Raw genomic sequence first — 23154 nt, forward strand, 5'->3', positions numbered from 1 at the left:
TAAGGCAGGGGCGTGCGCGCCATGCGCCGGCATTGCCCCTGCCGGCCATCTCCCGCTGCCGGACCAGTCGAGCCAAAGCGTTGACTTTCAGGGCGTGCGCCGCTAGAAGCGCGCCGCACCGGCAATTCAGGTCAGGGTCGCCCCGAAGGTAACGCTTGATAAAGGGCAATCGAGATTGAAATCGGCTTAGCCATGCGAGAGACGCTTGGATGAGTGGACCGCTTGACGTAGACTGGCAACGCAAGTCACGACAAGAAGGAAAGAATTCCATGAGTGTGCGTGTATCCGGAAAGCATATGGAAATCGGCGAGACGTTCAGAAAACGGATCGAGGACCATATCGGGGAGGCGGTTACAAAGTACTATGACGGAGGCTATTCGGGGCAGGTGATCGTTGAGAAATCCGGCTCCCGTTTTGCAACGGACTGCAAGCTGCACCTCGATACCGGGGTCGTGCTGCATGCCGCAGGCGAGGCCAATGATCCGCAGATAAGCTTCGACGCAGCGGCCGTGCGCATTGAAAAGCGCATCCGCCGCTACAAGCGCAAGCTGCGCGATCACCATGCTGGCGAAAGCCAGAACGGTTACGCGGAAATCTCCTACACGGTGATGGACAGCGTGCCGGATGAGGCAGACGAAGTGCCTGAGGATTTTGCGCCAACCATCGTGGCGGAAAGCTCCAAGCCTCTGAGGACCATGACCGTCGCAAGCGCTGTCATGGCGCTCGACATGACTGACGAACCGGTGCTGTTTTTCCAGAACCCGGGCAAGCAGTTGAACATTGTTTACCGCCGCAACGACGGCAATATTGGTTGGATCGACGCCGCCAGTATCAAGGGATAGCCTGACGGGAGTGCCTTCGGGCACTCCCAATCCCCTTCGGGGGCAGAAGGATGAAAAGAATGGCGTTGGCAGACCTGTTGCAACAAGATGCGATCCTCCCGGCCCTGAAGGTGAATTCCAAGAAGCAATTGCTGCAGGAACTGGCGCTCAGGGCCTCCAAGCTGACCGGCGTGCCGGAGCGGGAAATCTTCGACGTCATCTTGCAGCGCGAGCGGCTGGGCTCTACCGGCGTTGGACACGGCATTGCCATTCCGCACGGCAAGCTCGGTACGATCGGCTCCATAAAGGGCCTGTTTGCCCGTCTGGAAACGCCTGTCGATTTCGAGGCACTGGACGATGAACCGGTCGATCTGGTGTTCCTGTTGCTCGCCCCTGAAGGCGCTGGCGCCGATCACCTGAAGGCATTGTCCCGCATTGCCCGCGTGCTGCGCGACCAGGAACTGGTCGCCAAACTGCGCGCCACCGATTCGGCCTCCGCGATCTACGCCTTCCTCAACGAAGAACAGGCCTCGAACGCCGCCTGATTTTTGTCGCCCTGCCTGCGGCCGCTGGCCGCACCGTGCGACCCCCAAGCTTCCCTCACGTCACAAAAAAGGCCCGCCTCCTTATCGGAAACGGGCCTCTTGTTATTGCAAGATGACAGCGATCAGTTGGTTTCGCCAGCAGCTGCCGCGGTGTCACCGGTTTCCACCGCCTTCGGGCCGCCCTTGGACACGCCGACCATCGCCGGGCGCAGCACGCGCTCACCGATGACGTAACCGGCCTGCACCACCTGCATCACCGTGTTGTTGGCAACGGTCGTGTTGGGGATCTCGAACATCGCCTGATGGAAGTTCGGGTCGAACTTCTGGCCTTCCGGCTCGATCTTTTTCACGCCGTGGCGCTCCAGCGCCGAAAGCATGGCGCGCTCGGTCATGTCGACGCCTTCGATCAGCGCCTTCAGGCCCGCATCGCCGGTGTCCTTCGTTTCGTCCGGAATGGAATCGAGCGCCCGGCGCAGGTTGTCGGACACGGCCAGCATGTCGCGGGCAAAGGCCGTCACGGCATAGGACTTGGCGTCCTTGATTTCGCGGTCGGTGCGCCGGCGCAGGTTGTCCATCTCGGCTGCAAGCCGCAGGAAGCGGTCGCGCAGTTCGGCATTCTCAGCCTTCAGGGTTTCGATCGGATCGGGCGCCTGCGCTTCGGTGTTCTCCGTCGCGCTCTCGTCCAGCGCCGCAGCCACGGCTTCGGCCGTGTTCTCGTTCGCTGTTGCGTCAGGTCCGTTTTTGGTCGTCTCGTCGGTCATGACGTTCTCCGGTAGAGGGTTGGGATTTGTGCCCGATATCGAGGTTTGCGCCTCAAAAATCAAGACGCAAGGCCGATTAAGCGCAAGGAGAGCGACATGGGCGTGAAGGCGGTCAGAGCGGCTTGCGCGTCAACCGGGCCAGAAGCTGGGCGGTATAGTCCACCATGGGGACAATACGGGAATAATTCAGCCGCGTCGGGCCGATGACGCCGACGGCCCCGACGATACGGTCTTCCTCGTCGCGGTAGGGGGCGACGATCAGCGACGAGCCCGACAGCGAAAAAAGCTTGTTCTCAGAGCCGATGAAGATGCGCACGCCCGGCCCGCTCTCGGCCAGTTCGAGGATTTCGATCAGGCTGTCCTTCTTTTCGAGGTCATCGAACAAAAGCCGCAACCGGTCGAGGTCTTCGGCACCACCAAGGCCTTCGAGCAGGTTTGCCCTGCCGCGCACGATGAGGCGGGTGGGTTTTCCCTCCTCATTGTCTCCAGACCAGATGGCAAGGCCGCGCTGGACGAGATCCTGCGACAGGGCATCCAGTTCCGTCAGCACCTCGTCCTTCAGGCTTTTGAGCTGCGTGCGCAGTTCCGGCAACGTCTGGCCGGCCAGATGCGCATTCAGAAAATTGGCCGCTTCCGTCAGCTGCGAGGAGGTCACGCCGGCGGGAAGCTCGATGATGCGGTTTTCCACCTGGTTATGTTCGCCAACCAGGATCGCCAGCGCCTTCGTTGGCTCAAGCCGGATGAACTCGACATGTTTGAGCACAGAATCGCTTTTGGCGGTGATGACGATGCCCGCCCCGCGCGAGACGCCCGAGAGCATGCGGGTTGCCTCGGTCATCAGGCTTTCCATCGGCTGCGCCCGGTCGACGGCGCGGATCTGCCGCTCGATATCGGCCTGTTCCTCGATGGAGAGATCGCCCACCTGCATGAAGGCATCGACGAAGAAACGCAGGCCCGTCTGTGTCGGCAGCCGGCCGGCGCTGACATGCGGCGCATAGATGAGGCCAAGCTCTTCCAGATCGCTCATGACATTGCGCACGGAGGCGGGAGACAGAGACATCGGCAACAGCCGCGACAGGCTGCGTGAGCCAAGCGGTTCGCCGGTATCGAGATAACTTTCCACGATGCGGCGGAAGATCTCGCGCGAGCGGTCGTCCAGCAAAGCTGTGCTGCCCTGCCCTGAACCCGGTGTATGAACGCCCATCTGCCGCATGTCTTCCGATCAATGACTTTTCCATGACAAATATAATGTCTCTATGGCCTTTGGCAAAACGGAATCCGCTTAGGTTGCCGCAAACAACCCTTTCGATACCGGGTTTTTCTTTGCAAAAGCGCGGGCAGCGCCTTAAGACGCCTGCACAGACCCTTCAGGAGAACCCCATGCGACCCTCAGGCAGAAAAACCGACCAGATGCGCAAAGTCAGTTTCGAGCGCAACGTTTCGAAACACGCGGAAGGCTCCTGCCTGGTGAAATTCGGCGATACGCATGTTCTGTGCACCGCAAGCCTTGAAGAAAAGACGCCGCCATGGCTGCGCAATTCCGGCAAGGGCTGGGTCACAGCCGAATATGGCATGCTGCCGCGCGCCACCGGCGACCGCATGAAGCGCGAAGCCGCAACCGGCAAGCAGGGCGGCCGCACGCAGGAAATCCAGCGCCTGATCGGCCGTTCGCTTCGCGCGGTGATCGATCTGGAAGCGCTTGGCGAAAAGCAGATCACGGTGGATTGCGACGTCATCCAGGCCGATGGCGGCACCCGCACTGCTGCCATCACCGGCGGCTTCATTGCGCTGCATGATTGTCTGAAGTGGATGGAAACGCGCCAGATGATCAAGCTCGAGCGCGTGCTGAAGGATCATGTGGCCGCCATTTCCTGCGGCATCTTTGCCGGCCAGCCGGTGATCGATCTCGATTACCTCGAAGATTCCGCCGCTGAAACCGATGCCAATTTCGTCATGACCGGCTCCGGCGGCATTGTCGAAGTGCAGGGCACGGCGGAAGGCAAGCCGTTTTCCCGCGAGGAACTGCTGAAGCTCCTCGATCTCGCCGCCGCCGGCACTGCCGAACTGGTGGCCCTGCAGAAGCAGGCAATTGGCTGAACCGGAGGGCGCTGCAATGATCGAGGGCATTCTGGAAACGGCACTTTACGTGGACGATCTCGACGCGGCCGAGGCCTTTTATGGCGGCGTGCTCGGGCTCGAAAAGATCACGCGGGCCGATAACAGACATGTGTTTTATCGCTGCGGCCCCGGTGTTCTCCTTGTATTCAACCGGGCAGAAACGGTGAAACCGCCGCCGGAAGGCGCCCTGCCGGTTCCCCCGCATGGCACGACCGGTGCGGGACACGCCTGTTTTCGCGTCGAGGACCGGGCGCTCGATCATGTGGTGGAAAACCTGATTGCATCAGGTGTCGCCATCGAATCCGATTTTCACTGGCCGGGCGGCGCCCGCTCGATCTATTTTCGGGATCCCGCCGGCAACAGCCTGGAATGCGCAAGCCCTTCGCTCTGGAACATTCTATAGGACATCTGCGATGCGCAAGCTTGAGACCCGCACCATCGTCGTTGCCAGCCACAATGCCGGCAAGATCCGCGAAATCGCCGACCTGATCGGCCCCTTCGGCTTTTCGGCAAAATCCGCCGCCGAACTGAACTTCGTCGAGCCGGACGAGACAGGCACGACATTTGAGGAAAACGCCGCGATCAAGGCGCTAGCTTCGGCCAAGGCCTCCGGCCTGCCTGCCCTCTCCGACGATAGCGGCCTCGTCATCGATGCGCTGGATGGCGCCCCCGGCGTCTACACCGCCAACTGGGCGGAAACCGCCGATGGCACCCGCGATTTCCAGATGGCCATGCAGAAGGTGGAAACGGCCTTGGCAGACAAGGGCGCTGTCGCCCCCGAGCAGCGCACCGCCCGTTTCGTCAGCGTGCTCTGCTTGGCTTGGCCGGATGGCCATACCGAAATGTTCCGCGGCGAGGTGGAAGGCACAATCGCCTGGCCGCCGCGCGGTAAGGCCGGTTTTGGCTACGATCCCCTCTTTCAACCGCAAGGTTTCGACACCACATTCGGTGAAATGAGCGCCGACGAAAAACATGGCTGGAAGCCGGGCGACGAACACGCCCTCTCCCACCGCGCCCGCGCCTTCAAGATTTTTGTCGAAACCTGCCTGGAAGGCTGACACGCCCGTGCTGACCGACGCCCCTCTGCTGCCCGATACCGGCGAACCGGGCTTTGGTCTTTACGTCCACTGGCCGTTCTGCGCGGCCAAGTGTCCGTATTGCGATTTCAACAGCCATGTCCGCCACCAGCCGGTGGACCAGCCGCGTTTTGCCGCTGCCTTCCTCAAGGAAATGGACACGATGCGGGCCCTGTCAGGCCCGAAAACCGTGACCAGCATTTTCATGGGCGGCGGCACGCCTTCGCTGATGGACCCGCGGACGGTGGAAACCATTCTGGACGGCATCGCCGCGCGCTGGCATGTGCCCGCCGGCATCGAAGTCACCATGGAAGCCAATCCCTCCAGCGTCGAGGCGGATCGGTTTCGCGGCTATCGGGCCGCCGGTGTCAACCGCGTGTCGCTTGGCGTGCAGGCCCTGAACGACCGCGACCTAAAATTTCTGGGCCGGCTGCATGATGTCGCCGATGCGCTGAAAGCCATCCGCCTGGCGCGCGAAATTTTTCCGCGCATGAGTTTCGACCTCATCTATGCCCGCCCCGGCCAGACGGTGGAGGAATGGGAGCGCGAGCTGAACGAGGCGGTCTCTTATGCCGTCGATCACCTGTCGCTCTATCAGCTGACGATCGAGGAAGGCACGCCGTTTTACGGGCTGCACAAGGCCGGTAAACTCGTGGTGCCCGATGGCGACCAGTCGGCTGAGCTTTACGAGGCAACACAACAGATCACCGAAGGGTTCGGCATGCCGGCCTATGAAGTGTCGAACCATGCAAAACCCGGCGCCGAAAGCCGCCACAACCTCACCTACTGGCGTTACGGCGATTATGCCGGCATCGGCCCCGGTGCCCATGGCCGCCTGACGACGAGCGGCTCAAAGCTTGCAACCGCCACCGAACGCAGGCCGGAAGCCTGGCTGGACCGGGTGGAAGCCGAAGGCCACGGCATGGTGGACGAGGAAATGCTCGACCTCGAAGCGCAATCGGACGAGTTGCTGCTGATGGGCCTTCGCCTGCGCGAGGGCATCGATCTCGTGCGCTGGCGTTCTCTGTCTGGCCGCGACCTTGATCCGGCGCGGGAAGAGTTTTTACTGGGACACGGGTTTCTTGAACGGCTCGGCAATTCCCGCATCCGCTGCACGCCATCGGGCATGCTGATCCTCGATTCCGTCGTCGCCGATCTCGCCAGCTGACGAGCAGGAGGCTGGCTGCCGATCAGGCAGCCCGCTGCCGTTTCCCGACAAGACGGCGCCAGAGCCTGCCGTCAATGGCCGCAAGGCCGATCCCGATCAGAACGAGACCGACAAGATGGCGCAGCGCCAGCTGCTCGCCAAGCACCAGCGCGCTCAGGAGAATAGCGCTCGGCGGAATGAGGATGGTCACCAGCATCAGATTGGTGGCACCGGCGGTGGCAAGAATGCGGAAGAACAGCAGATAGGCAACAGCCGTGGAGAGCAGCGCAAGACCGAAAAGGGCTGCCCATGTTTCCATCCCGGCGGGCGGCAGGGTCCAGGGCTTTTCGAAAAAGAGCGCCAAGGGCAGGAGCAGGATGGCAGACGTCGTCACCTGCCCTGCCGCCGGCATGATCGGCGCAAGCCCCATGCGCTTGAAGCGACGGCCGAAGAGACCCGCAAAAGCATAGGAGACAGCGGCCGCCAGCACCGCAAGTTCGCCGCCAAGATCGCCGCCGACATGGCCGAGCACGGAAGGCCCGATCATGGCGACGACCCCGGTGATGCCGATCACCACACCGGCGATGCGGTTGGTCGTCAGCTTTTCATCCGCCGTCAGCCAATGGGCAATCAGAACGCCAAACAGCGGTGTCGTGGCGTTCAGGATCGCGGCGAGACCGCTTGCAATCTGCGTCTGGCCCCAGACGATCAGCGTGAACGGAATGGCATTGTTCAAAAGTCCCATGCCGAAGAAGGACAGCCACACGGTGCGCCCGCGCGGCACGGCAAGTCCAGAGAGTTTCACCACCAGCCAGAGCGCGACGGCGGCCAGCATCACGCGCGCCGTCACGATCGTCAGTGGCGGCCAGGCCTTCACCAGAATGCCATTGAACAGGAAGGATCCGCCCCAGAGCAGCGACAGGGCACCCAGCATCAGCCATTCCAGCCCGTTCATCTGTCTCTGCATGGTGTTTTCCTGTCCCTGTTGATGGCGGCCTGCCAAGATCTATAGGCCAGCCAGGGCACAGCGCCACCCGTTTTCCACCGGTTCACCCTTAGAGGGTGCGCCTTGGCGAAAATATTCTGCAGCGAAAGGATTGCGGGCGCCCTGGCCTTACGCCGCGCGGCGCGCCGTCACATGCAGCCAGCGGGTCGGTATGCGGTCATATCCCGAACCGTCGGTGGCCTCGATGGTGATCGATGACCACCCCTCGCCATAGGCTTTGCGCAATCCGTCCTCATCCAGGTAATTGTAATAGCGGCCCAGCGCATCAAAACCTTCCGCCTCGCCGGCCTTATAGCTGGCGTAAAAGAGGCCATCCGGCCGCACTGCCCGGCAAACGGCCTGGAGCACGCCCGGCAAATCTGCGCGCGGCACATGCAGAAGGCAGGCATTGGCCCAGACCGCATCATAGGCGTTGATCGCCGCAATCTCGGAAAACGGCAGGATGGAGACCGGGATGCCGAGCCGCCGCGCAGCTTCCGCCGCCATTTCGGGCGTGCCGTCTGTCGGGGTGACGGCAAAACCTTGCGAAAGAAGAATGGCACTGTCGCGGCCGCTGCCGCAGCCAAGCTCCAGCACCAGAGCGCCGGCAGACAGTGCCGCCATGAAGGCGGTCAACTGCTGCGATAGCGCACTGTCGTCCGTGTCGGCGGCATAACGCGCCGAATGCTCGGCATAAAAGGTGCGGGTGGCCCCCGGGTCTTCACGCATCGTCCACCCCTTACCAGATCAGGCGTTGTTTTCGTTGATCAGGCGCTTCAGAAGCTCAACCTCGTGGGAAAGCTTCGTATCGCCGGTGATCAGGTCCTCGATCTTGCGCACGGCGTGCAGAACCGTGGTGTGATCGCGCCCGCCAAAACGACGGCCGATTTCCGGGAAGGAACGCGGCGTCAGCGTCTTGGCCAGATACATGGCGATCTGGCGCGGCTTGACGATGACGCGGGTGCGCCGGTTGGACACCAGTTCCTGGCGCGACACGTTGTAATGACGCGCCACGATGCGCTGGATGTCCTCGATGCGCACACGCTTGGCTTCACCTGCCCCCACGAGATGGGCAAGCAGTTCGTCGACCCGCTCCAGCGACAGTTCCGGCTCGAAGGAGCGGCGGAAGATCAGCTGGTTGAAGGCGCCTTCCAGATCGCGGCCGCTATTGGCGACGTTGCGCGCAACGTGGGCAAGGATGGCATCCGGAATATCGAGCGCCGGATCATCGCTGCGGGCGATTTCCAGGCGACGCTTCAGCATTTCGAAGCGCATCTCGTAATCGGGGATCTCCATCTCGATGGCAACGCCGCCCTGAAGGCGCGACCGCACCCGCGGGTCAAGCGATTCCAGCTCCCACGGCGCGCGGTCGGCGGCAACCACGACCTGCTTTGCGCTGTCGAGCAACATGTTGAGAAGATGGCAGAATTCGTTCTGGATCATCTTGCCCTGCAGGAACTGCATGTCGTCGATGATCAGAAGATCGATATTGCGCAGGGTTTCTTTCAGCGTCAGCGCGTCATTGTCGCGGATGGCGGTGGCAAAGCGCCACATGAAATATTCCGCCGTCAGATAGACCACGCGCGGCATGCGCGGCGAACCGACGGCCGCATTGGCGATGGCCTGCAGAAGATGCGTCTTGCCAAGGCCGACGCCCGAATGGATGAACAGCGGGTTGAAGCGCACGGCGCTCGCGCCGGCTTCGGCAATGGTCTTTGCGGCAGCAAGCGCCACCCGGTTTGCCGGGCCTTCGACATAGGTATCGAACGTATAACGGCCATCGAGCGGCGAGCCGAAAAACGGGCCGGCAGCCGAAGTCGGACGGGATGTCGCCTGGGAAGACTGCTGCGGGCCGGGAAAGGCGGCAATCTGGCCGATCTCGCGCGGGGCGCTCATGCGGCGGGGGGCTGGCGCCGGGGCGGTCTCGCTTGCAGGCACCATGCGCTGCTCTTCGGTGACCGGACGGGCCGCGCGGCTTGCCGTGCGCACCAGGATTTCAACCTTCAGGATTTCACTGTCTTCCGCCTGGAAGATGGTGGTGATCAGATCGAGGTAACGGTTGTTGATCCACGATTTCAGAAAGGTCGTCGGCACCGTCAGGCGCACGACACTCTTGGAAACCGAATGGAGCTTCAGACGACCAAACCAGCTTGCGTATACTTCAGGGCCAACCTGCGCCTTGAGACGTGCGCTGAACCGCTCGAAGAGCGCATCTGGCTTCATTTCGGATTTTTCCCCCGCCGTCTTGGCGCAAACTGAATCGAAAGCCTCAGACACCTGGTTCCCACTCTCCAGCGTCCGGGCTGTAACCGTATTCATCTGCATTCTGTGCCGCCTTCTCATGTTTCATCCGTCGGTCGGCGCATGCCGACCGTCAGGTCATTTTTTTCTATTATCGTCGTTGAAGCCGGTTCTCCTCGTCAGAACCCGCTGCAGCCGCCTTTGTTCATTTTCCCGCAGAACTGCAGGACCGACGTTCCGCAAAAACGGATCGCCGGGTCGGCGCTCCCCTTGCGCCATCGTCAGGTTCGACACCCTCGCAAGGTCGAACCTGAAGCACTCCTTCTTCCTCATGTCCGTGCAACGCCAATGCACGGGCACAAAGAGACTGGCCCGGAATCTTGTCAGATTACCGGCACACAACCTCAAGTTACGTGAAAGAACGGGAAGTCTCCTTAACCCGTCGCAAGAGCCGAAAGACGACGAACCGGTGATCCGGCCCCATCAGATGCTTTCTGGAGAGTTCTCCGCGCCTCTTGCTGGAGTGTATTAAGGCAGGATCGGGGGGGGAGATCAACGATGAATTTTACGCAAAATTAATGGCGCGGCGTTGACTCTGGAGGCCCGATTTGACTCGGAATGGGCCATTCCAAAAGAATCTCAATCGAATCAAAGAGATTCAAAAATGTCACAGTCGAGAAGGGTGCGTGAACGGCCCAAATAAAATTTCGCTTGACTCGCAAGCCGGATGAACGGGTCCGTCACAAACGTCGAGGCCAATGAGCCTCCTCCCGCAAGCCATTGAAAATAAATAGTAATTTCTGTCACGACAATGTCATTGGCCTGCCGGAGGGCCAGACAACAAGTTCTTGCGGGTAAGAATCACAAAAAGCCCGGTCAGGGACCGGGCTCGATTTGTGACAGTCGTTTTGGACGAAATTAAGCCGTCAGGGACTTAACGCGCTGGGCCAGACGCGACACTTTGCGCGATGCCGTGTTGCGATGCATGACACCCTTGGTGGCTGCGCGCTGGATCTCCGGCTGAGCGGCCTTCAGGGCCTCAGCAGCGATCGCGATATCGCCCGTTGCGATTGCTTCTTCGACCTTGCGGATGAAGCCGCGAACGCGCGAACGGCGTGCCTTGTTGACTGCAGTGCGGCGTGCGATCTTGCGGGTCGCCTTTTTCGCCGAAGTTGTATTGGCCATTTCTGCCTCTCTTCGAATTCGAACAAAAACTCCGCCGTCGCCGCGCCTGGTCCTGCGACCTGTCTTCCAGCAATTCGGGAGCAATGGAGGAAGCCGTCAATGGCTTTCCCAACTGTGGGCGGCGATATAACTGGAATATGAAGGCCCGTCAACGCGCAATTTGCGCCCGCGACATGAACCTTTGCCCGTAAGCTGCTGATCGCCGATTCATTTCTGGCAAAGGGCACAGAAGAACGACGACCGCCCGGACTGCACGATGCGCGAGATGGTGCCGCAGCACCCGTCACGCCGGCAGGCCTCGCCCTCCCGATCATAGACTGAAAAGCTGTGCTGGAAATAACCGAGCGAACCATCCGTCTGGATATGGTCGCGCAACGAGGAGCCGCCAGCCGCAATCGCATCGACAATCACGGCGCGGATGGAATCCGTCAGCAAAATCAGCGATGCCGATGGCTTGCCCGCCTTCGTCACCAGCGTTCCAGCCTTGCGCTGAGGCGAAAGCCCTGCCCGCCACAGCGCCTCACAGACATAGATGTTGCCAAGCCCTGCAATCACCGTCTGGTCGAGCAGAACCGCCTTTAACGGGGCTGCGCGTCCTTCAAAACGAGCAGCAAGGGAGGCGGCCTCCAGCGTATTGCCGGTGGGCTCCGGTCCAAGCCCGGCAAAGGCCGGATAAAGATCGAGATCGGCCCGCGGCCACAGGTGCATGAAGCCGAATCGGCGCGGGTCGTTATAGATGACGCGGACGCCGAGGCCGTCACGCTCCAGATGGAAAAGCACGTGGTCGTGTTTTTCGTCTTTCGAGCGGGCATGGTGAAATTGTCCCGGCATCTCCTCAAGCCGCCGCTCCTCGATGCGAAAGGAGCCGGACATGCCCAGATGCGCGATGATCGTCATGCCGTCATCGAGATCGATCAGCAGATATTTGGCCCGCCGGCCAAGGCCCGCGATGCGCCGGCCCGCCACCCGCTCGGCAAACGCCTCCGGAAAGGGAAAGCGCAGATCGGCGCGGCGCGTCTCCAGCCGGCCGATCACGGCACCCTCCATGCTGGGGGCAAGGCCGCGTCTGACAGTTTCCACCTCTGGCAATTCAGGCATGGGCTCCCTAACTTCCTGTTTCCAACAGTGTGCTGCGTGCTCTATAGACCAGCGCCACAGTGTCGCAAGCACGCCAAGAGATAGTATCGCCCCGCCGACTTCGCTATGGTCGGCGAAAATCGACAGGATGGAGCATTCCCATGGCCGAAAGCCGAACCTCTGCCAATGGCGGCATGGAAACGTCCTATGGCTTCCGCGACGTAGGCGAAGGCGAAAAGCAGGCCCTCGTCAACGATGTCTTCCACAAGGTGGCAAAACGCTACGACATCATGAACGATGTGATGTCGGCGGGCCTGCACCGGGTGTGGAAGGATGCGCTGATCGCCGCCCTCAACCCGCGCAAGGACCCGTCCTATAGCGTGCTGGATGTCGCCGGCGGCACCGGCGACATTGCCTTTCGCATCGTGGAGGCATCGGGCCGACAGGCGCAGGCGACCGTGCTCGACATCAACGGATCGATGCTGGCCGTCGGCGCCGAACGGGCCGCCAAGCGCAAGCTTTCCGACAATCTCACCTTCGTGGAAGCCAATGCCGAGGAACTGCCCTTCGAGACCGGCACGTTCGACGCCTATACGATCGCCTTCGGCATCCGCAACGTGCCGCGCATCGATGTGGCGCTGTCGGAAGCTTTTCGCGTGCTGAAGCGTGGCGGGCGGCTGCTGGTACTGGAATTTTCCGAGGTGGACATGCCGCTTCTCGACCGGATCTATGACGAATGGTCGTTCAAGGCCATTCCGCGCTTCGGCAAGATGATCACCGGCGATGCCGAACCCTACCAGTATCTGGTCGAATCCATCCGCAAATTCCCCAACCAGGAGGATTTTGCCAAGATGATCCGTACCGCGGGTTTTTCGCGCGTCACCTACACCAATTACACCGGCGGCATCGCGGCCCTTCATTCTGGCTGGAAGCTTTGAGCGGTATGACACAGATCTGGCAGAACGCTGAGGCCAAGGCATGAGCACGCTTGGCGCCTATTTTCGCCTGACCCGCGTCGGCTGGGTTCTGGTGCGCGAAGGCGTGGTGGCAGCGCTTCCGACGGAAGGCCTGCCGCCCATCGTCGGGCTTGCCAAATCCGTCGCACAGCTTTTCACCCGCCCCACCTCCATCCAGGAAAGCCGCAGCGTGCGGCTGACGCGCGCCGTCGACCGGCTGGGGCCGTCCTATGTGAAGATCGGCCAGTTTCTGGCGACACGGCCGGATGTGGTCGGCGTCGATTGGGCGCTCGATCTCTCCATGCTGCAGGACCGCATGGCCTTTTTCCCGACGGAAAAGGCAAAGGCCGCCATCGAGACCTCACTTGGCCGCACGATGGACGATCTTTACGTCCGCTTCGATGAGCCGCTGGCGGCCGCTTCCATCGCGCAGGTTCACCAAGCCCGCGTGCGTTATCCCGACGGCGAGCGCAATGTGGCGGTCAAAGTGGTGCGCCCCGGCGTTCGCCAGCGTTTTGCCCACGATATCGAAAGCATGTACCTCATCGCGCGCATGCAGGAGCGCCTGATGGCGTCGTCGCGGCGCCTGCGCCCCGTCGAGGTGACGCGCACGCTGGAACAGACCACCAAGCTTGAAATGGATCTGCGCCTTGAGGCTGCAGCCCTGTCGGAAATCGGTGAAAACACCAAGGACGACCCCGGCTTTCGCGTGCCAAAGGTCGATTGGGAACGCACCGGTCGCGACGTCATCACCATGGAGTGGATCGACGGCGTCAAGATGTCCGATATCGAGGGGCTGCGCGCTGCCGGACACGATCTCGAAAAACTTGCGGAAACGCTCATCCAGTCCTTCCTGCGCCACACGCTGCGCGACGGCTTTTTCCACGCCGACATGCATCCGGGCAATCTGTTTGTTGATCCGGACGGCATGATCGTTGCCGTCGACATGGGCATTGTCGGGCGGCTTGGCAAAAAGGAACGCCGGTTCCTGGCCGAAATCCTCTACGGCTTCATCACGCGGGATTACCTGCGTGTCGCGGAAGTGCATTTCGAGGCGGGCTACGTTCCGTCGCACCACGACGTGGCGAGCTTTGCCCAGGCCATCCGCGCCATCGGCGAGCCGATCCATGGCCAACCGGCCGAAACCATTTCCATGGCCCGCCTGCTCGCTTTGCTGTTTGAAGTGACCGATCTCTTCGAGATGCAGACCCGGCCGGAACTCATCATGCTGCAAAAAACCATGGTGGTGGTGGAAGGCGTGTCGCGCATGCTCGATCCGCGCTTCAACATGTGGAAGGCGGCAGAACCTGTCGTCGGCAGCTGGATCCGCGATAATCTCGGCCCGAAACGCATCGCAACCGACCTGCGCGACGGGCTGAAGGCCGCGATGAAACTGGCCGAAGCCGCGCCTGAAATCGCCGCCAAGACAGAAAAATTCCACCAGCAACTTTTGCACATGACCGAACACGGTGTGCGTTTCGACGACGCCACGGCGGAAGCCATCGGCAAATCGGAAGCCAAACACAACCGCGGCGGCCGTGCTGCCCTTTGGGTGATTGCGGCAACGCTCGTTTATATTGCTATTCAGCTGAGTTGAGCGGGACCACGCGCAAAACGCGAACCGGGCCTTCATTTTGCCCGCTTCTTCATGGTTTGTTAAGAAAACATTCCTCGGAGAAAATCATCCATGGCGCTTGGCGCTTCGCACCGGCTGCATGACGGGGTTGCCGCCGTCGAAACCATGACGCGATTTGCGCTGGCCGTGCTGGCGCTCGCCTCCGGCGTCTATACCTATCTCGGCGTGCGCAGCATTCTCGATGGTTCGCCGACCGCCGTGTTTTTTGCCGCCATCATCTATTCCGGCTCTGTCTCGGTCGCTATCTATGCCTTCTGGTCCTATATGGCGCGGTTTTTCCCGCATGTGACGGGTCCGGCCGCGCGCGGCGCCATGCTTGGCGTCATGGCGCTCGGTTGTGCCATGATCATTGCCATGTCGAGCTGGCTGAACGCGGCAGCGCTTGCAGGTTCCGCAGCCCTTGAACAGCATCTGGCCGAAACCGTCGAAGGTTATACGGGCGATCTCGACCGCGCGCACCAGAATGCGCTCGCCGCCCAGAGCCTGCTGCCCGATATCCAGCGCGCCGCAGAACGTTTTGCGCAGTTGGCGGACGCCGAGCGCCAGTCCGGCGCGCTCACAGGCACGACAGGGGCCGGCAGCGTCGTGCAGCTGCTGTCGCAGATGTCGGCGCAATTGAAGGAGCTGGGAACCGGCATCGTCGCCTCGCGCGAGCAGGTGGCAAACCTCTTCGAACAAGGCCAGACGCGGCTGGAAACCATGCGCACGCTGGTCTCCGCCCCCGGTGCCGTCGCCCCGCGCGCCGACCAGTTTTCGTCCGAAGTGGTGGCGCTGACGGGCGTTATCACCTCGCTCAACCAGACCTCGATTGCACCTTCCATCCGCCGCGCCGCCGATGACCTGTCGCTCGGCTTCATCGCCCCTGTTGCCGATGGGCAGGCAGCCGATCTCGCCAGCCGCCAGGACCAGGTGATGGAAACCATCCGCGCCTCGGTTACCGCACAGTCAAAAGTCCTGTCTCAGGCCGCCGACGAAATTCTGGCCCGCCCGCCGGTAGCCGAGCGGCGTTTCGTGCCGCTGTCCTCGGCCGAGGCCGTGCTGCGGTATGCATCCGATTTCATTCCCGCCTGGGCGGGCGCCATCTCGATCGATCTCCTGCCGGCCGTCCTCGTCTTCATTCTGGCAACCGTGCATGGCGCGATCCGCCGGCAGGAGGAAAAGCTGCCCTTCTCCCATCGCATCACGGCGGCCGAGCTTCTGGAGGCGCTTCAGGTGCAAAGGGCGCTGGCCGCCCATGGCATCGACGTGGAGGAAGCTGTTGCGAGCGCCGACCGGCGCGACGCGGCACGCTTCAAGGCAAGGGACGATGTGCCGCCGACCGAGACGACCGATCCCCTCCCGCCTGATGTGGCGGCGGCAGACAGCACCCTGACGGCGGATGACAACGTCACCAGCCTCGAGCGCAGCAAGCTGCCGCGCAAAGGCCCGCCCGCATGAGGCCGGGACAGGCCTTTTCCGGTGCATGGCGCGCCCTTGCCCGCGCCGATGACGGCGTGTTGATGCGGGGTGCCTTCTACGGCCTGCTGGCAACTGCCGCCATCTTCCTTTTCGTCGATATCCGCGAGTTTGCCAAGGAAACAGCCGCAGCGGGAGAGGAATACGGCCCCGGCTACGATCCGACGACCGATCAACCGGTTCTGCCGCCGGCACTGACCGATGGCAAGCCGCAGGACGCCCCGGTGGCGCCGAAAACCGACGCGGCGGCGCTGCGCCAGCCGATCCGCTTCGAACTGACCGGAGGCGGCGTCCTGAAGGCGGAAGGCGCCATCGACCCGGGAGCGGCCGGGCGTTTCAAGGCCGAGATTGAGGCGCGCGGCGAATATGTGAAGATCGTATCGCTGAATTCGCCGGGCGGCGCGGTGGATGATGCGCTCGCCATGTCCTCCCTCATCCGCGAAAAGAAGCTCACCACGCGCGTCGCAACAGGCGCGCTCTGCGCCTCCTCCTGTCCGCTTATCATGGCTGGCGGCACGGTGCGCGAGGCGGAAAAGGACGCCGTGATCGGCGTCCATCAGGTGTTTAATGGCGGCACCACACGCCCAACCGCCGAAGAGGCCATGGCCGGCGCGCAGGCCACCACGGCCCGCGTTGCCCGCCATCTGGATGCCATGGGCATCGGCGCGGGCCTCTGGTTCCACGCACTGGAAACCCCACCAGACCGGCTCTATTACCTCTCGCCGGCGGAGTTGAAGGAGTTCAAGCTGGTGACGGAGCCCCCGCCGGCCGTGGCGCGCAAGAAATGATCGTCAGCTTTTGACCGCGCGATCGGAGAAGATGATCCGGTTGCTGAACGGGTCTGTCACCATCATGTCGAGCCCCCATTGCATCTGCTCCAGGCTTGGACGCGTGAAACGGCACCCCTTTTCCGTCAGCTCGCGGTGAAAGGCGTCCACGCCCGAGACCGGCACATAAACCTTGGCACCCGGCGAGGCATCGCCGGCATGTTCGCTGAGGTGCAGGATGAGCGCGCCACGCGACACCTGCATATAGACCGGGAAACCGGGACCATGGCGATACTCCCAATCCAGCCAGAAGCCGAGAAAGTCGCGATAAAATTCCAGCGCCATGTCGACGGCAAAGATCCGGATCACCGGAATGCCCGGCTGAAGCAGCACCGGCTCCGGTTTTGCCTCGCCCGCCTCGGCGATCCTGGCGGCCAGAATGTTCCAATCATCATAGCCGAACTGGCTGGCAACCAGTTCCAGCGCCCTCGAATGGCTGATGGAAATATTTTGTTCTTCAAGTCCTGCCCGAAGGGCCTTGGCCATGGCCTTTGCATCGCGAAAATCGCGCATGTCGTCATCTCCGTTGACGAACGGCACTATCAGGGCCCGCATTGCTGATCCGTTCGTCGCTGAAAATGAACGCATGTTCGATGCGCGGGGCGACACAGTTTCAAGACGCGTTCACCGGGCGCTTTTTGACAGCGCTGCGGGCGGCAGGCCGCGTCCGGGCCTTCTGTTCTTCTAGCGCGACATCGGGGCTGTTGCAACGCGCTTGCGCCGCAACCTTCTGAAGCGGCAGGGCGAAACAGCGCTTGCAGTTTCCCGTCTTTTCGGTTCAACTGCGCGGCATCGCCAAAGAATTTGAGGCTTCAACAAAGAAGCCCGGGAACAGCTGAAACCAACCGGAGCCCGTGAAGATCATGCGCCTTGCCCGCTACGTCCTGCCCTTGGCCCTTGCCGCCTCTGCCGCCCTCCTGTCTGCCACTGCATCCATGGCAGAGACGCTCAACATGGCCAACTGGCTGCCGCCCACACATCCGCTCGTAACCGATGTCATGAAGCCCTATGCGGACGCCGTGAAGAAGGCGACCGAAGGCCGCGTGACGGTCAACATCATGCAGGCGCCGCTCGGGCCGCCGGCCGCCCATTTCGATTTCGCCGTCAATGGCGTCGCCGATATCACCTACGGCGTTCAGGGTTATAATCCCGGCCGCTTCAAGACCACGAACATCGCCGAAATCCCCTTCCTCGGCGATACCGCCGAATCCATTTCCGTTGGCTACTGGCGCGTCTTCGACAAGACGCTGCGCAAGGCCGGCGAATATGACAAGGTTCATGTGCTCGGCGTCTTCACCCACGGCCCAGGCCAGATCTTTCTGAAGGGCCGTGACGTTTCCGGGCCGGAGCCGCTGAAGGGCGCCAAGATGCGCGTCGGCGGCGGCATTGTCGCCGATCTCGTCAAGGCGCTCGGCGGCGTGCCGGTCGAGGGCCCCTCCTCCAAGACCTATGAGATCATGTCCAGCGGCGTGGCCGACGGCATTACCTTTCCGTTTGAATCGGTTGCCTTCTTCAAGCTGATCCCGATGCTGGATACAGCGCTTGTCGTGCCCGGCGGCCTTTACAATACCTCCTTCTACGTGGCGATGAACAAGGCCAAGTGGGACGCGCTCTCGGATGCCGACAAGAAAGCGATCGACAGCGTGTCGGGTGAAGCGCTGGCGCGTCTGGCCGGCAAGGCCTGGGATGCCGCCGATACCGCCGGCAAGGCTGCCATGGACGGCAAGATCAAGTTCGTTCCCGCAACGCCGGAACAGGTGAAGGCGATCGAGACGAGCCTGAAGCCCATCGTTGATGCCAAGCTTGCAGAAACCGCCTCCACCGGCATCGATGCGGCAGCCGCCGTCTCCGCCATGAGGGAAGAGATCGCCAAGGCGGCCAAGGGTCAATGAGCGGCGCGGCAGAGCCTGCGGTCGCAGGCAGCCGGCAGCTGACGCGAACGCATCTGGCCCTCTCGGTGATCTGTGGCCTAATGCTGCTGGCGATGATGTTCGTGACGCTGATCGATGTCGTCGGGCGTTACCTGTTCAACTGCCCCTTGCAAGGGGCAACCGAACTGACGGCGCTGCTTCTGGTCTCGACCATCTTCATCGGCCTGCCGGCCGTTTGCCTGGACGAGGAAAACGTCACCGTCGACCTCGTCACCGACCACCTGCCCGCCTTCATCCACCCGGCGCGCCGGTTCGTCGTGCGGCTGCTGTCGGCGGTGGTGCTGATGCTGGCCGCCTGGCGCATTTTTGCCTACGGGCAGGCGCTCTCCTCCTATGGCGAAACCACCGTCAGCCTGCATCTGCCGGTGGCGCCCTTTGCCTATCTCTGTGCGGCCGCGACAGCTGTTGCGGCGCTCATAACGCTGCGGCACGCCGTTTCCCGTTCCTGACCTGAAAGAAACGCCATGAGCTGGCCGATCGGATGCCTTCTCTTCCTGGTGCTGATGTTTGCCGGCGTGCCCATTGCCTTTGCCATGGCGCTCGTCGGCTTTGTCGGCACGCTATCGATCATCGGCATGGCACCGGCACTGTCCCTGCTCGGCCAGACCTTTTTCGACAATGGCCGCGAATATTCGCTCTCGGTCCTGCCGCTCTTCCTGATGATGGGCAATTTCGTTGTCCAGTCGGGCGTGGCGGATGATCTCTACAAGGCAGCCCATGCCTGGCTGCGGCACCGCAAGGGCGGCCTTGCCATCGCCACCATTCTCGCCTGCGGCGGCTTTTCCTCGGTCTGCGGCTCCTCGCTTGCCACGGCCGCAACCATGGCCAAGATCGCGCTGCCCTCCATGCGCCGCTACAATTACCCCGATAGCCTGTCGACAGCCTCGATTGCCGCCGGCGGCACGCTCGGCATTCTCATCCCGCCCTCGGTGATCTTCGTTTTCTACGGCATCATTGCCCAGCAGGATATCGGCAAGCTGTTTCTTGCCGGCATCATTCCCGGCATCATCGGCATGGTCGGTTATACGATAGCCGTGATGATTTCGGTGCGCGCCCGTGGCCTTGACCTGCCGACCGAGGAAAAGCTGCCGCTGCGCGACCGTCTTTTCGCCACGCGCGGCGTCTCCGGCGCCCTCCTGCTCTTTGCCTTCGTCATGGGCGGCATCTATCTCGGCGTCTTTACCGCCACCGAATCGGCCGGCATGGGGGCTGCCGGCGCCCTGTTGCTCACCATCCTCAAGGGCCGCTTTCAGCTTCAGGACACGTTCCGCACGCTTTATGACACGGCCAAGAACACCGCCATGATGTTCTTCATCCTGTTCGGTGCGCTGACCTTCACCAATTACGTCAACCTGTCGGGCATGACGGGAGACCTGCAGGCAGCCCTGTCCGGCTTTCAGAACCCCTGGGCGATCATCTTCATCATCCTTGCCATCTATCTCGTGCTCGGCTGCCTCCTGGAAAGCCTCTCGATGATCACGCTGACCGTGCCGATCTTCTATCCGGTGGTGGCGGCTGCCGGTTTCGATCTCATCTGGTTCGGTGTCTTCGTGGTGGTGGTGACGGAGATCAGCTACATCACGCCGCCGGTCGGCATGAATGCCTTCGTGCTGCGCTCGGTGGTGAAGGACGTGCAGCTCTCGACCATCTTCCGGGGCCTCGTGCCCTTCGTCGCCCTGGATTTCGTGCGCATCCTGCTCCTGATCTTCATCCCCGCCATGGCCCTCTTCATCCCGTCGCAGATGTGAACGCGGCGGACGCGATTGCATGTTTGCCGTCAACCGCTTAGGGTCCGGGGCAAAGAGATGGCCGGTCATTCGGTGAAGCTTGCCGCCCCCTCATCCGCCTGCCGGCACCTTCTCCCCGAGGGGAGAAGGGAGCAAGAGCCGCAACGGCTGCGGTTCCCCTCTCCCCTCGGGGAGAGGTCCGCCGAGCAAAGCGGAGGCGGGGTGAGGGGGCGCCACGGCATGACCAGCCCTCATACACCCGGGAGAGGCCCATGGAGCTTCAAGACAAACGCATCCTGCTGATCATTTCCGGCGGGATTGCCGCCTATAAGAGCCTCGACCTGATCCGCCGGCTGCGCGAACGCGGGGCAGCCGTGCGCCCCGTCATGACGCGTGCGGCGCAGGAATTCATCACGCCGCTTGCCGTTGGCGCGCTTTCTGCCTCCCATGTCTACACCGATCTTTTTTCCCGCGAGGATGAGCAGGACGTGGGCCATATCCGGCTGGCGCGCGAATGTGACCTCGTTCTCGTGGCGCCGGCAACCGCCAGCCGCATGGCGAAGATGGCGCATGGCCTTGCCGATGATCTGGCCGGCGCCGTACTTCTCGCCACAGACCGTCCGGTGCTGATGGCGCCCGCCATGAACCCGAAAATGTGGGATGCGCCCGCCACCCGCCGCAACCTTCAGACCCTGCAGAGCGACGGCATCCACCTCGTTGGCCCAAAGAGCGGCGAAATGGCCGAAAGCGGCGAGGCCGGCACAGGGCGCATGGCCGAACCGCTGGAGATTGTCGCCGCTGTCGCGGCACTTCTGACGCCCGGCGAAAAGCCGCTGGCCGGCAAGACGGCCATCGTCACGTCAGGGCCAACGCATGAACCCATTGACCCCGTGCGCTACATCGCCAACCGCTCCTCCGGCAAGCAGGGCCATGCGATTGCCGCTGCCCTTGCAAAACTTGGCGCCGAGGTGACGCTCGTCTCCGGCCCGGTGACGATCCCCGATCCGGCAGGCGTCAGGACCGTGCATGTGGAAACGGCGAAGGACATGCTCTTGGCCGTCACCTCTCACCTCCCCGCCGATATTGCCGTGATGGTCGCAGCCGTTGCCGATTGGCGTGTGGCGTCCTCCTCCGGCCAGAAGATCAAGAAACAGCCGGGCGAAGCGCCGCCGCCGCTGCAGCTTGCGGAAAACCCGGACATCCTCAAAACCGTCGGCCACCATGAAAACCGCCCGCGTTTCGTTGTCGGTTTTGCCGCTGAAACGCAGAATGTCGAGGAAAACGGCCGCCGCAAGCTTGCCGCCAAGGGCGCCGACCTCATCGTCGCCAATGATGTCTCGCCGCAGACCGGCGTCATGGGTGGCGACCGCAACCGCGTCATGCTGATTGCGCAAGGCCGCATCGAGACCTGGCCGGACCTCGACAAGACCGACGTGGCGCAAAGGCTGGCGGCAACGATTGCAGAGCGGCTGAACGCTCTCTGAGCCTCATCAGAACCCGCCAAATGCCAGCCCCGCCGCCGCGCCAAGCCCCAGCACCGCCAGCGGGTGCGCGCGGGTGAAGGCCGAAAGGCCGGCGGTGACGCCGGTAATGGCGGCAAGCAGCCACGAATGCACCGAGGCCACGGTAATGACGGCGGCACTGGCCGCCACCAGCCCTGCCGTGACCGGCACCAGCCCCGCCTGCACGACGGCTCGCCACGGCCGGTCGCGAAAGCGGTCCCACAGCGTCACGGCAAAGCAGGCAATCAGCGAGGACGGCAGGAATTTTGCCACCGAACTGACGAGAAGGCCGGAAAAGCCCGCCACATGCCAGCCGATCAGCGGCACGATCATCATGTTCGGGCCGGGTGCCGCCTGCGCCAGCGCAAAGAGCGCGCTGAATTCATCGGCGGTGACCCAATGCTGCACCTCCACCACGCGCCTTTGCATTTCCGGCAGCACGGAATTGCCGCCGCCAAAGGCAATCAGCGACAGTTCGGTAAAGATGACGGCAAGCGCAATCAGGGTCGCACTCATCGCGAAAGCCTCCACGACAGGAGAATGGAAACGGGCGCCATCACCAGCATGGTGGCCAGCAGCGGCAGGCGCAGCACGGCGATGGCAAGAAAGAGCGCCGCCACGATGACAAGGGCCGCCGGCTTCTTGAGAAGCGGTTTCATCACCTTCCAGGCAAGCGCCACCAGCAGGCCGGCAGCGGCCGCCGCAAGCCCGGCAAACAGATGTTCCACATGCGGATCCTGCCGATAGCGGTCGTAGATCGCACCAAGACAGATAACGATGGCCGTGGGTGCCGCAATGATGCCGAAGATGGAGGCAAGCGCACCGCGCCAGCCCTGAAATTTCATGCCCACCGCCACCGACATGTTGATGATATTGCCACCCGGCAGGAACTGGCAAAGGCCGAGCAGATCGGTAAATTCCGCCGCCGTCAGCCAGCGCCGGTCATCCACCATCATCCGCCGCGCCATCGGCAGCACCCCGCCAAATCCCATCAGTCCGAGCCCGAGAAACCCTGTGAACAGCGCGCCGATGCCCGGCCTCTGCGTCCTGTCTTCGTCTGTGTCGATCATCGTCATGCGCATGCCTCTGCCTGATGAGAGCCCAAGAGGTATCGTGCGTCTGGCACGATGTCCAATATATGGATATGATGTTTGCCATATGCTG

At 62.3% G+C, this 23154-nt stretch carries 24 protein-coding genes; 14 read left to right on the forward strand and 10 right to left on the reverse strand.

All coding sequences use genetic code 11. The features are described 5' to 3' along the window. The first annotated feature begins 269 nt into the window (after positions 1–269). Positions 270–842, forward strand: a complete 573-nt coding sequence (hpf, locus tag AC4CWH_RS14645; RefSeq protein ID WP_491319299.1) for a ribosome hibernation-promoting factor, HPF/YfiA family — start codon at positions 270–272, stop codon at positions 840–842. Between the two features lie 59 nt (positions 843–901). Then, the gene (gene ptsN, locus AC4CWH_RS14650; RefSeq protein ID WP_491282774.1) at positions 902–1366 is read left to right on the forward strand and encodes a PTS IIA-like nitrogen regulatory protein PtsN; all 465 of its coding nucleotides are present in this window, start codon (positions 902–904) and stop codon (positions 1364–1366) included. A gap of 122 nt (positions 1367–1488) precedes the next feature. Here ptsN and grpE read toward each other — a convergent pair whose 3' ends face one another. After that, entirely contained in the window at positions 1489–2127 is a 639-nt protein-coding gene (grpE, locus tag AC4CWH_RS14655; protein ID WP_491319300.1) for a nucleotide exchange factor GrpE, read from the reverse strand. Between the two features lie 112 nt (positions 2128–2239). Further along, positions 2240–3331, reverse strand: coding sequence for a heat-inducible transcriptional repressor HrcA (gene hrcA / locus AC4CWH_RS14660; protein ID WP_491282776.1), 1092 nt, complete (start codon positions 3329–3331; stop codon positions 2240–2242). A 176-nt stretch (positions 3332–3507) separates the two neighbouring features. Here hrcA and rph point away from each other — a divergent pair, with 176 nt between their 5' ends. Genes rph through hemW form a run of 4 tightly spaced genes read left to right on the forward strand, consistent with a single transcriptional unit; the run spans position 3508 to position 6489 of the window. After that, on the forward strand, positions 3508–4224 hold the full coding sequence (gene rph / locus AC4CWH_RS14665) for a ribonuclease PH (protein ID WP_491319301.1): 717 nt from the start codon (positions 3508–3510) through the stop codon (positions 4222–4224). 16 nt (positions 4225–4240) lie between these two features. Then, entirely contained in the window at positions 4241–4648 is a 408-nt protein-coding gene (locus tag AC4CWH_RS14670) for a VOC family protein (RefSeq protein WP_491321439.1), read from the forward strand. A 10-nt stretch (positions 4649–4658) separates the two neighbouring features. Beyond that, positions 4659–5303, forward strand: a complete 645-nt coding sequence (gene rdgB / locus AC4CWH_RS14675; protein ID WP_491319302.1) for an RdgB/HAM1 family non-canonical purine NTP pyrophosphatase — start codon at positions 4659–4661, stop codon at positions 5301–5303. Positions 5304–5310: 7 nt separating this feature from the next. Then, positions 5311–6489, forward strand: a complete 1179-nt coding sequence (gene hemW, locus AC4CWH_RS14680) for a radical SAM family heme chaperone HemW (protein ID WP_491319303.1) — start codon at positions 5311–5313, stop codon at positions 6487–6489. Positions 6490–6511: 22 nt separating this feature from the next. Here the strand turns inward: hemW and AC4CWH_RS14685 are convergent, their stop codons facing one another. The 5 genes from AC4CWH_RS14685 to mutM form a co-directional block, all read right to left on the reverse strand. Continuing rightward, positions 6512–7435, reverse strand: a complete 924-nt coding sequence (locus tag AC4CWH_RS14685) for a DMT family transporter (protein ID WP_491319304.1) — start codon at positions 7433–7435, stop codon at positions 6512–6514. Between the two features lie 147 nt (positions 7436–7582). Beyond that, positions 7583–8182: a class I SAM-dependent methyltransferase gene (locus AC4CWH_RS14690; RefSeq protein WP_491319305.1), complete on the reverse strand. Its 600-nt coding sequence runs from the start codon at positions 8180–8182 to the stop codon at positions 7583–7585. Between the two features lie 18 nt (positions 8183–8200). Beyond that, positions 8201–9778, reverse strand: coding sequence for a chromosomal replication initiator protein DnaA (gene dnaA / locus AC4CWH_RS14695; RefSeq protein ID WP_491282783.1), 1578 nt, complete (start codon positions 9776–9778; stop codon positions 8201–8203). Positions 9779–10612: 834 nt separating this feature from the next. Then, positions 10613–10879, reverse strand: a complete 267-nt coding sequence (gene rpsT, locus AC4CWH_RS14700) for a 30S ribosomal protein S20 (RefSeq protein WP_491282784.1) — start codon at positions 10877–10879, stop codon at positions 10613–10615. 207 nt (positions 10880–11086) lie between these two features. Then, complete coding sequence (gene mutM / locus AC4CWH_RS14705; protein WP_491319306.1) at positions 11087–11977, reverse strand: bifunctional DNA-formamidopyrimidine glycosylase/DNA-(apurinic or apyrimidinic site) lyase; 891 nt, start codon at positions 11975–11977, stop codon at positions 11087–11089. 140 nt (positions 11978–12117) lie between these two features. Between mutM and ubiE the strand changes: the two genes are divergently transcribed. The 4 genes from ubiE to AC4CWH_RS14725 all read left to right on the forward strand — a co-directional run bounded on the left by ubiE (position 12118) and on the right by AC4CWH_RS14725 (position 16791). Beyond that, positions 12118–12894, forward strand: a complete 777-nt coding sequence (ubiE, locus tag AC4CWH_RS14710; protein ID WP_491319307.1) for a bifunctional demethylmenaquinone methyltransferase/2-methoxy-6-polyprenyl-1,4-benzoquinol methylase UbiE — start codon at positions 12118–12120, stop codon at positions 12892–12894. A 40-nt stretch (positions 12895–12934) separates the two neighbouring features. Next, positions 12935–14509, forward strand: a complete 1575-nt coding sequence (gene ubiB, locus AC4CWH_RS14715; protein WP_491319308.1) for a 2-polyprenylphenol 6-hydroxylase — start codon at positions 12935–12937, stop codon at positions 14507–14509. A 90-nt stretch (positions 14510–14599) separates the two neighbouring features. Further along, on the forward strand, positions 14600–15985 hold the full coding sequence (locus AC4CWH_RS14720; protein ID WP_491319309.1) for a hypothetical protein: 1386 nt from the start codon (positions 14600–14602) through the stop codon (positions 15983–15985). Continuing rightward, positions 15982–16791, forward strand: coding sequence for a COG3904 family protein (locus AC4CWH_RS14725; RefSeq protein ID WP_491319310.1), 810 nt, complete (start codon positions 15982–15984; stop codon positions 16789–16791). Before AC4CWH_RS14720 ends, AC4CWH_RS14725 begins: the two co-directional genes overlap by 4 nt. A gap of 3 nt (positions 16792–16794) precedes the next feature. Here AC4CWH_RS14725 and AC4CWH_RS14730 read toward each other — a convergent pair whose 3' ends face one another. After that, positions 16795–17343: a glyoxalase superfamily protein gene (locus AC4CWH_RS14730; RefSeq protein WP_491319311.1), complete on the reverse strand. Its 549-nt coding sequence runs from the start codon at positions 17341–17343 to the stop codon at positions 16795–16797. A 350-nt stretch (positions 17344–17693) separates the two neighbouring features. Here AC4CWH_RS14730 and AC4CWH_RS14735 point away from each other — a divergent pair, with 350 nt between their 5' ends. From AC4CWH_RS14735 to coaBC, 4 genes are all read left to right on the forward strand, one after another. After that, positions 17694–18722 carry a TRAP transporter substrate-binding protein gene (locus tag AC4CWH_RS14735; RefSeq protein WP_491319312.1) on the forward strand — a complete coding sequence of 343 codons (1029 nt, stop codon included), beginning with the start codon at positions 17694–17696 and terminating at the stop codon, positions 18720–18722. Then, entirely contained in the window at positions 18719–19210 is a 492-nt protein-coding gene (locus AC4CWH_RS14740) for a TRAP transporter small permease (protein WP_491319313.1), read from the forward strand. Before AC4CWH_RS14735 ends, AC4CWH_RS14740 begins: the two co-directional genes overlap by 4 nt. 15 nt (positions 19211–19225) lie before the next feature. Beyond that, on the forward strand, positions 19226–20509 hold the full coding sequence (locus tag AC4CWH_RS14745; protein ID WP_491319314.1) for a TRAP transporter large permease: 1284 nt from the start codon (positions 19226–19228) through the stop codon (positions 20507–20509). A gap of 251 nt (positions 20510–20760) precedes the next feature. Next, positions 20761–21972 (forward strand): bifunctional phosphopantothenoylcysteine decarboxylase/phosphopantothenate--cysteine ligase CoaBC, encoded by a 1212-nt coding sequence (gene coaBC / locus AC4CWH_RS14750; RefSeq protein WP_491319315.1) that lies wholly within the window; start codon positions 20761–20763, stop codon positions 21970–21972. Between the two features lie 6 nt (positions 21973–21978). On the opposite strand, the gene AC4CWH_RS14755 is transcribed toward coaBC, so the two are convergent. Both AC4CWH_RS14755 and AC4CWH_RS14760 read right to left on the reverse strand, forming a co-directional pair. Then, on the reverse strand, positions 21979–22506 hold the full coding sequence (locus AC4CWH_RS14755) for a chromate transporter (protein WP_491319316.1): 528 nt from the start codon (positions 22504–22506) through the stop codon (positions 21979–21981). After that, on the reverse strand, positions 22503–23066 hold the full coding sequence (locus tag AC4CWH_RS14760; protein ID WP_491319317.1) for a chromate transporter: 564 nt from the start codon (positions 23064–23066) through the stop codon (positions 22503–22505). Before AC4CWH_RS14760 ends, AC4CWH_RS14755 begins: the two co-directional genes overlap by 4 nt. Positions 23067–23154: the final 88 nt, after the last annotated feature.

Source organism: Neorhizobium sp. PAMB6716 (assembly GCF_058242805.1).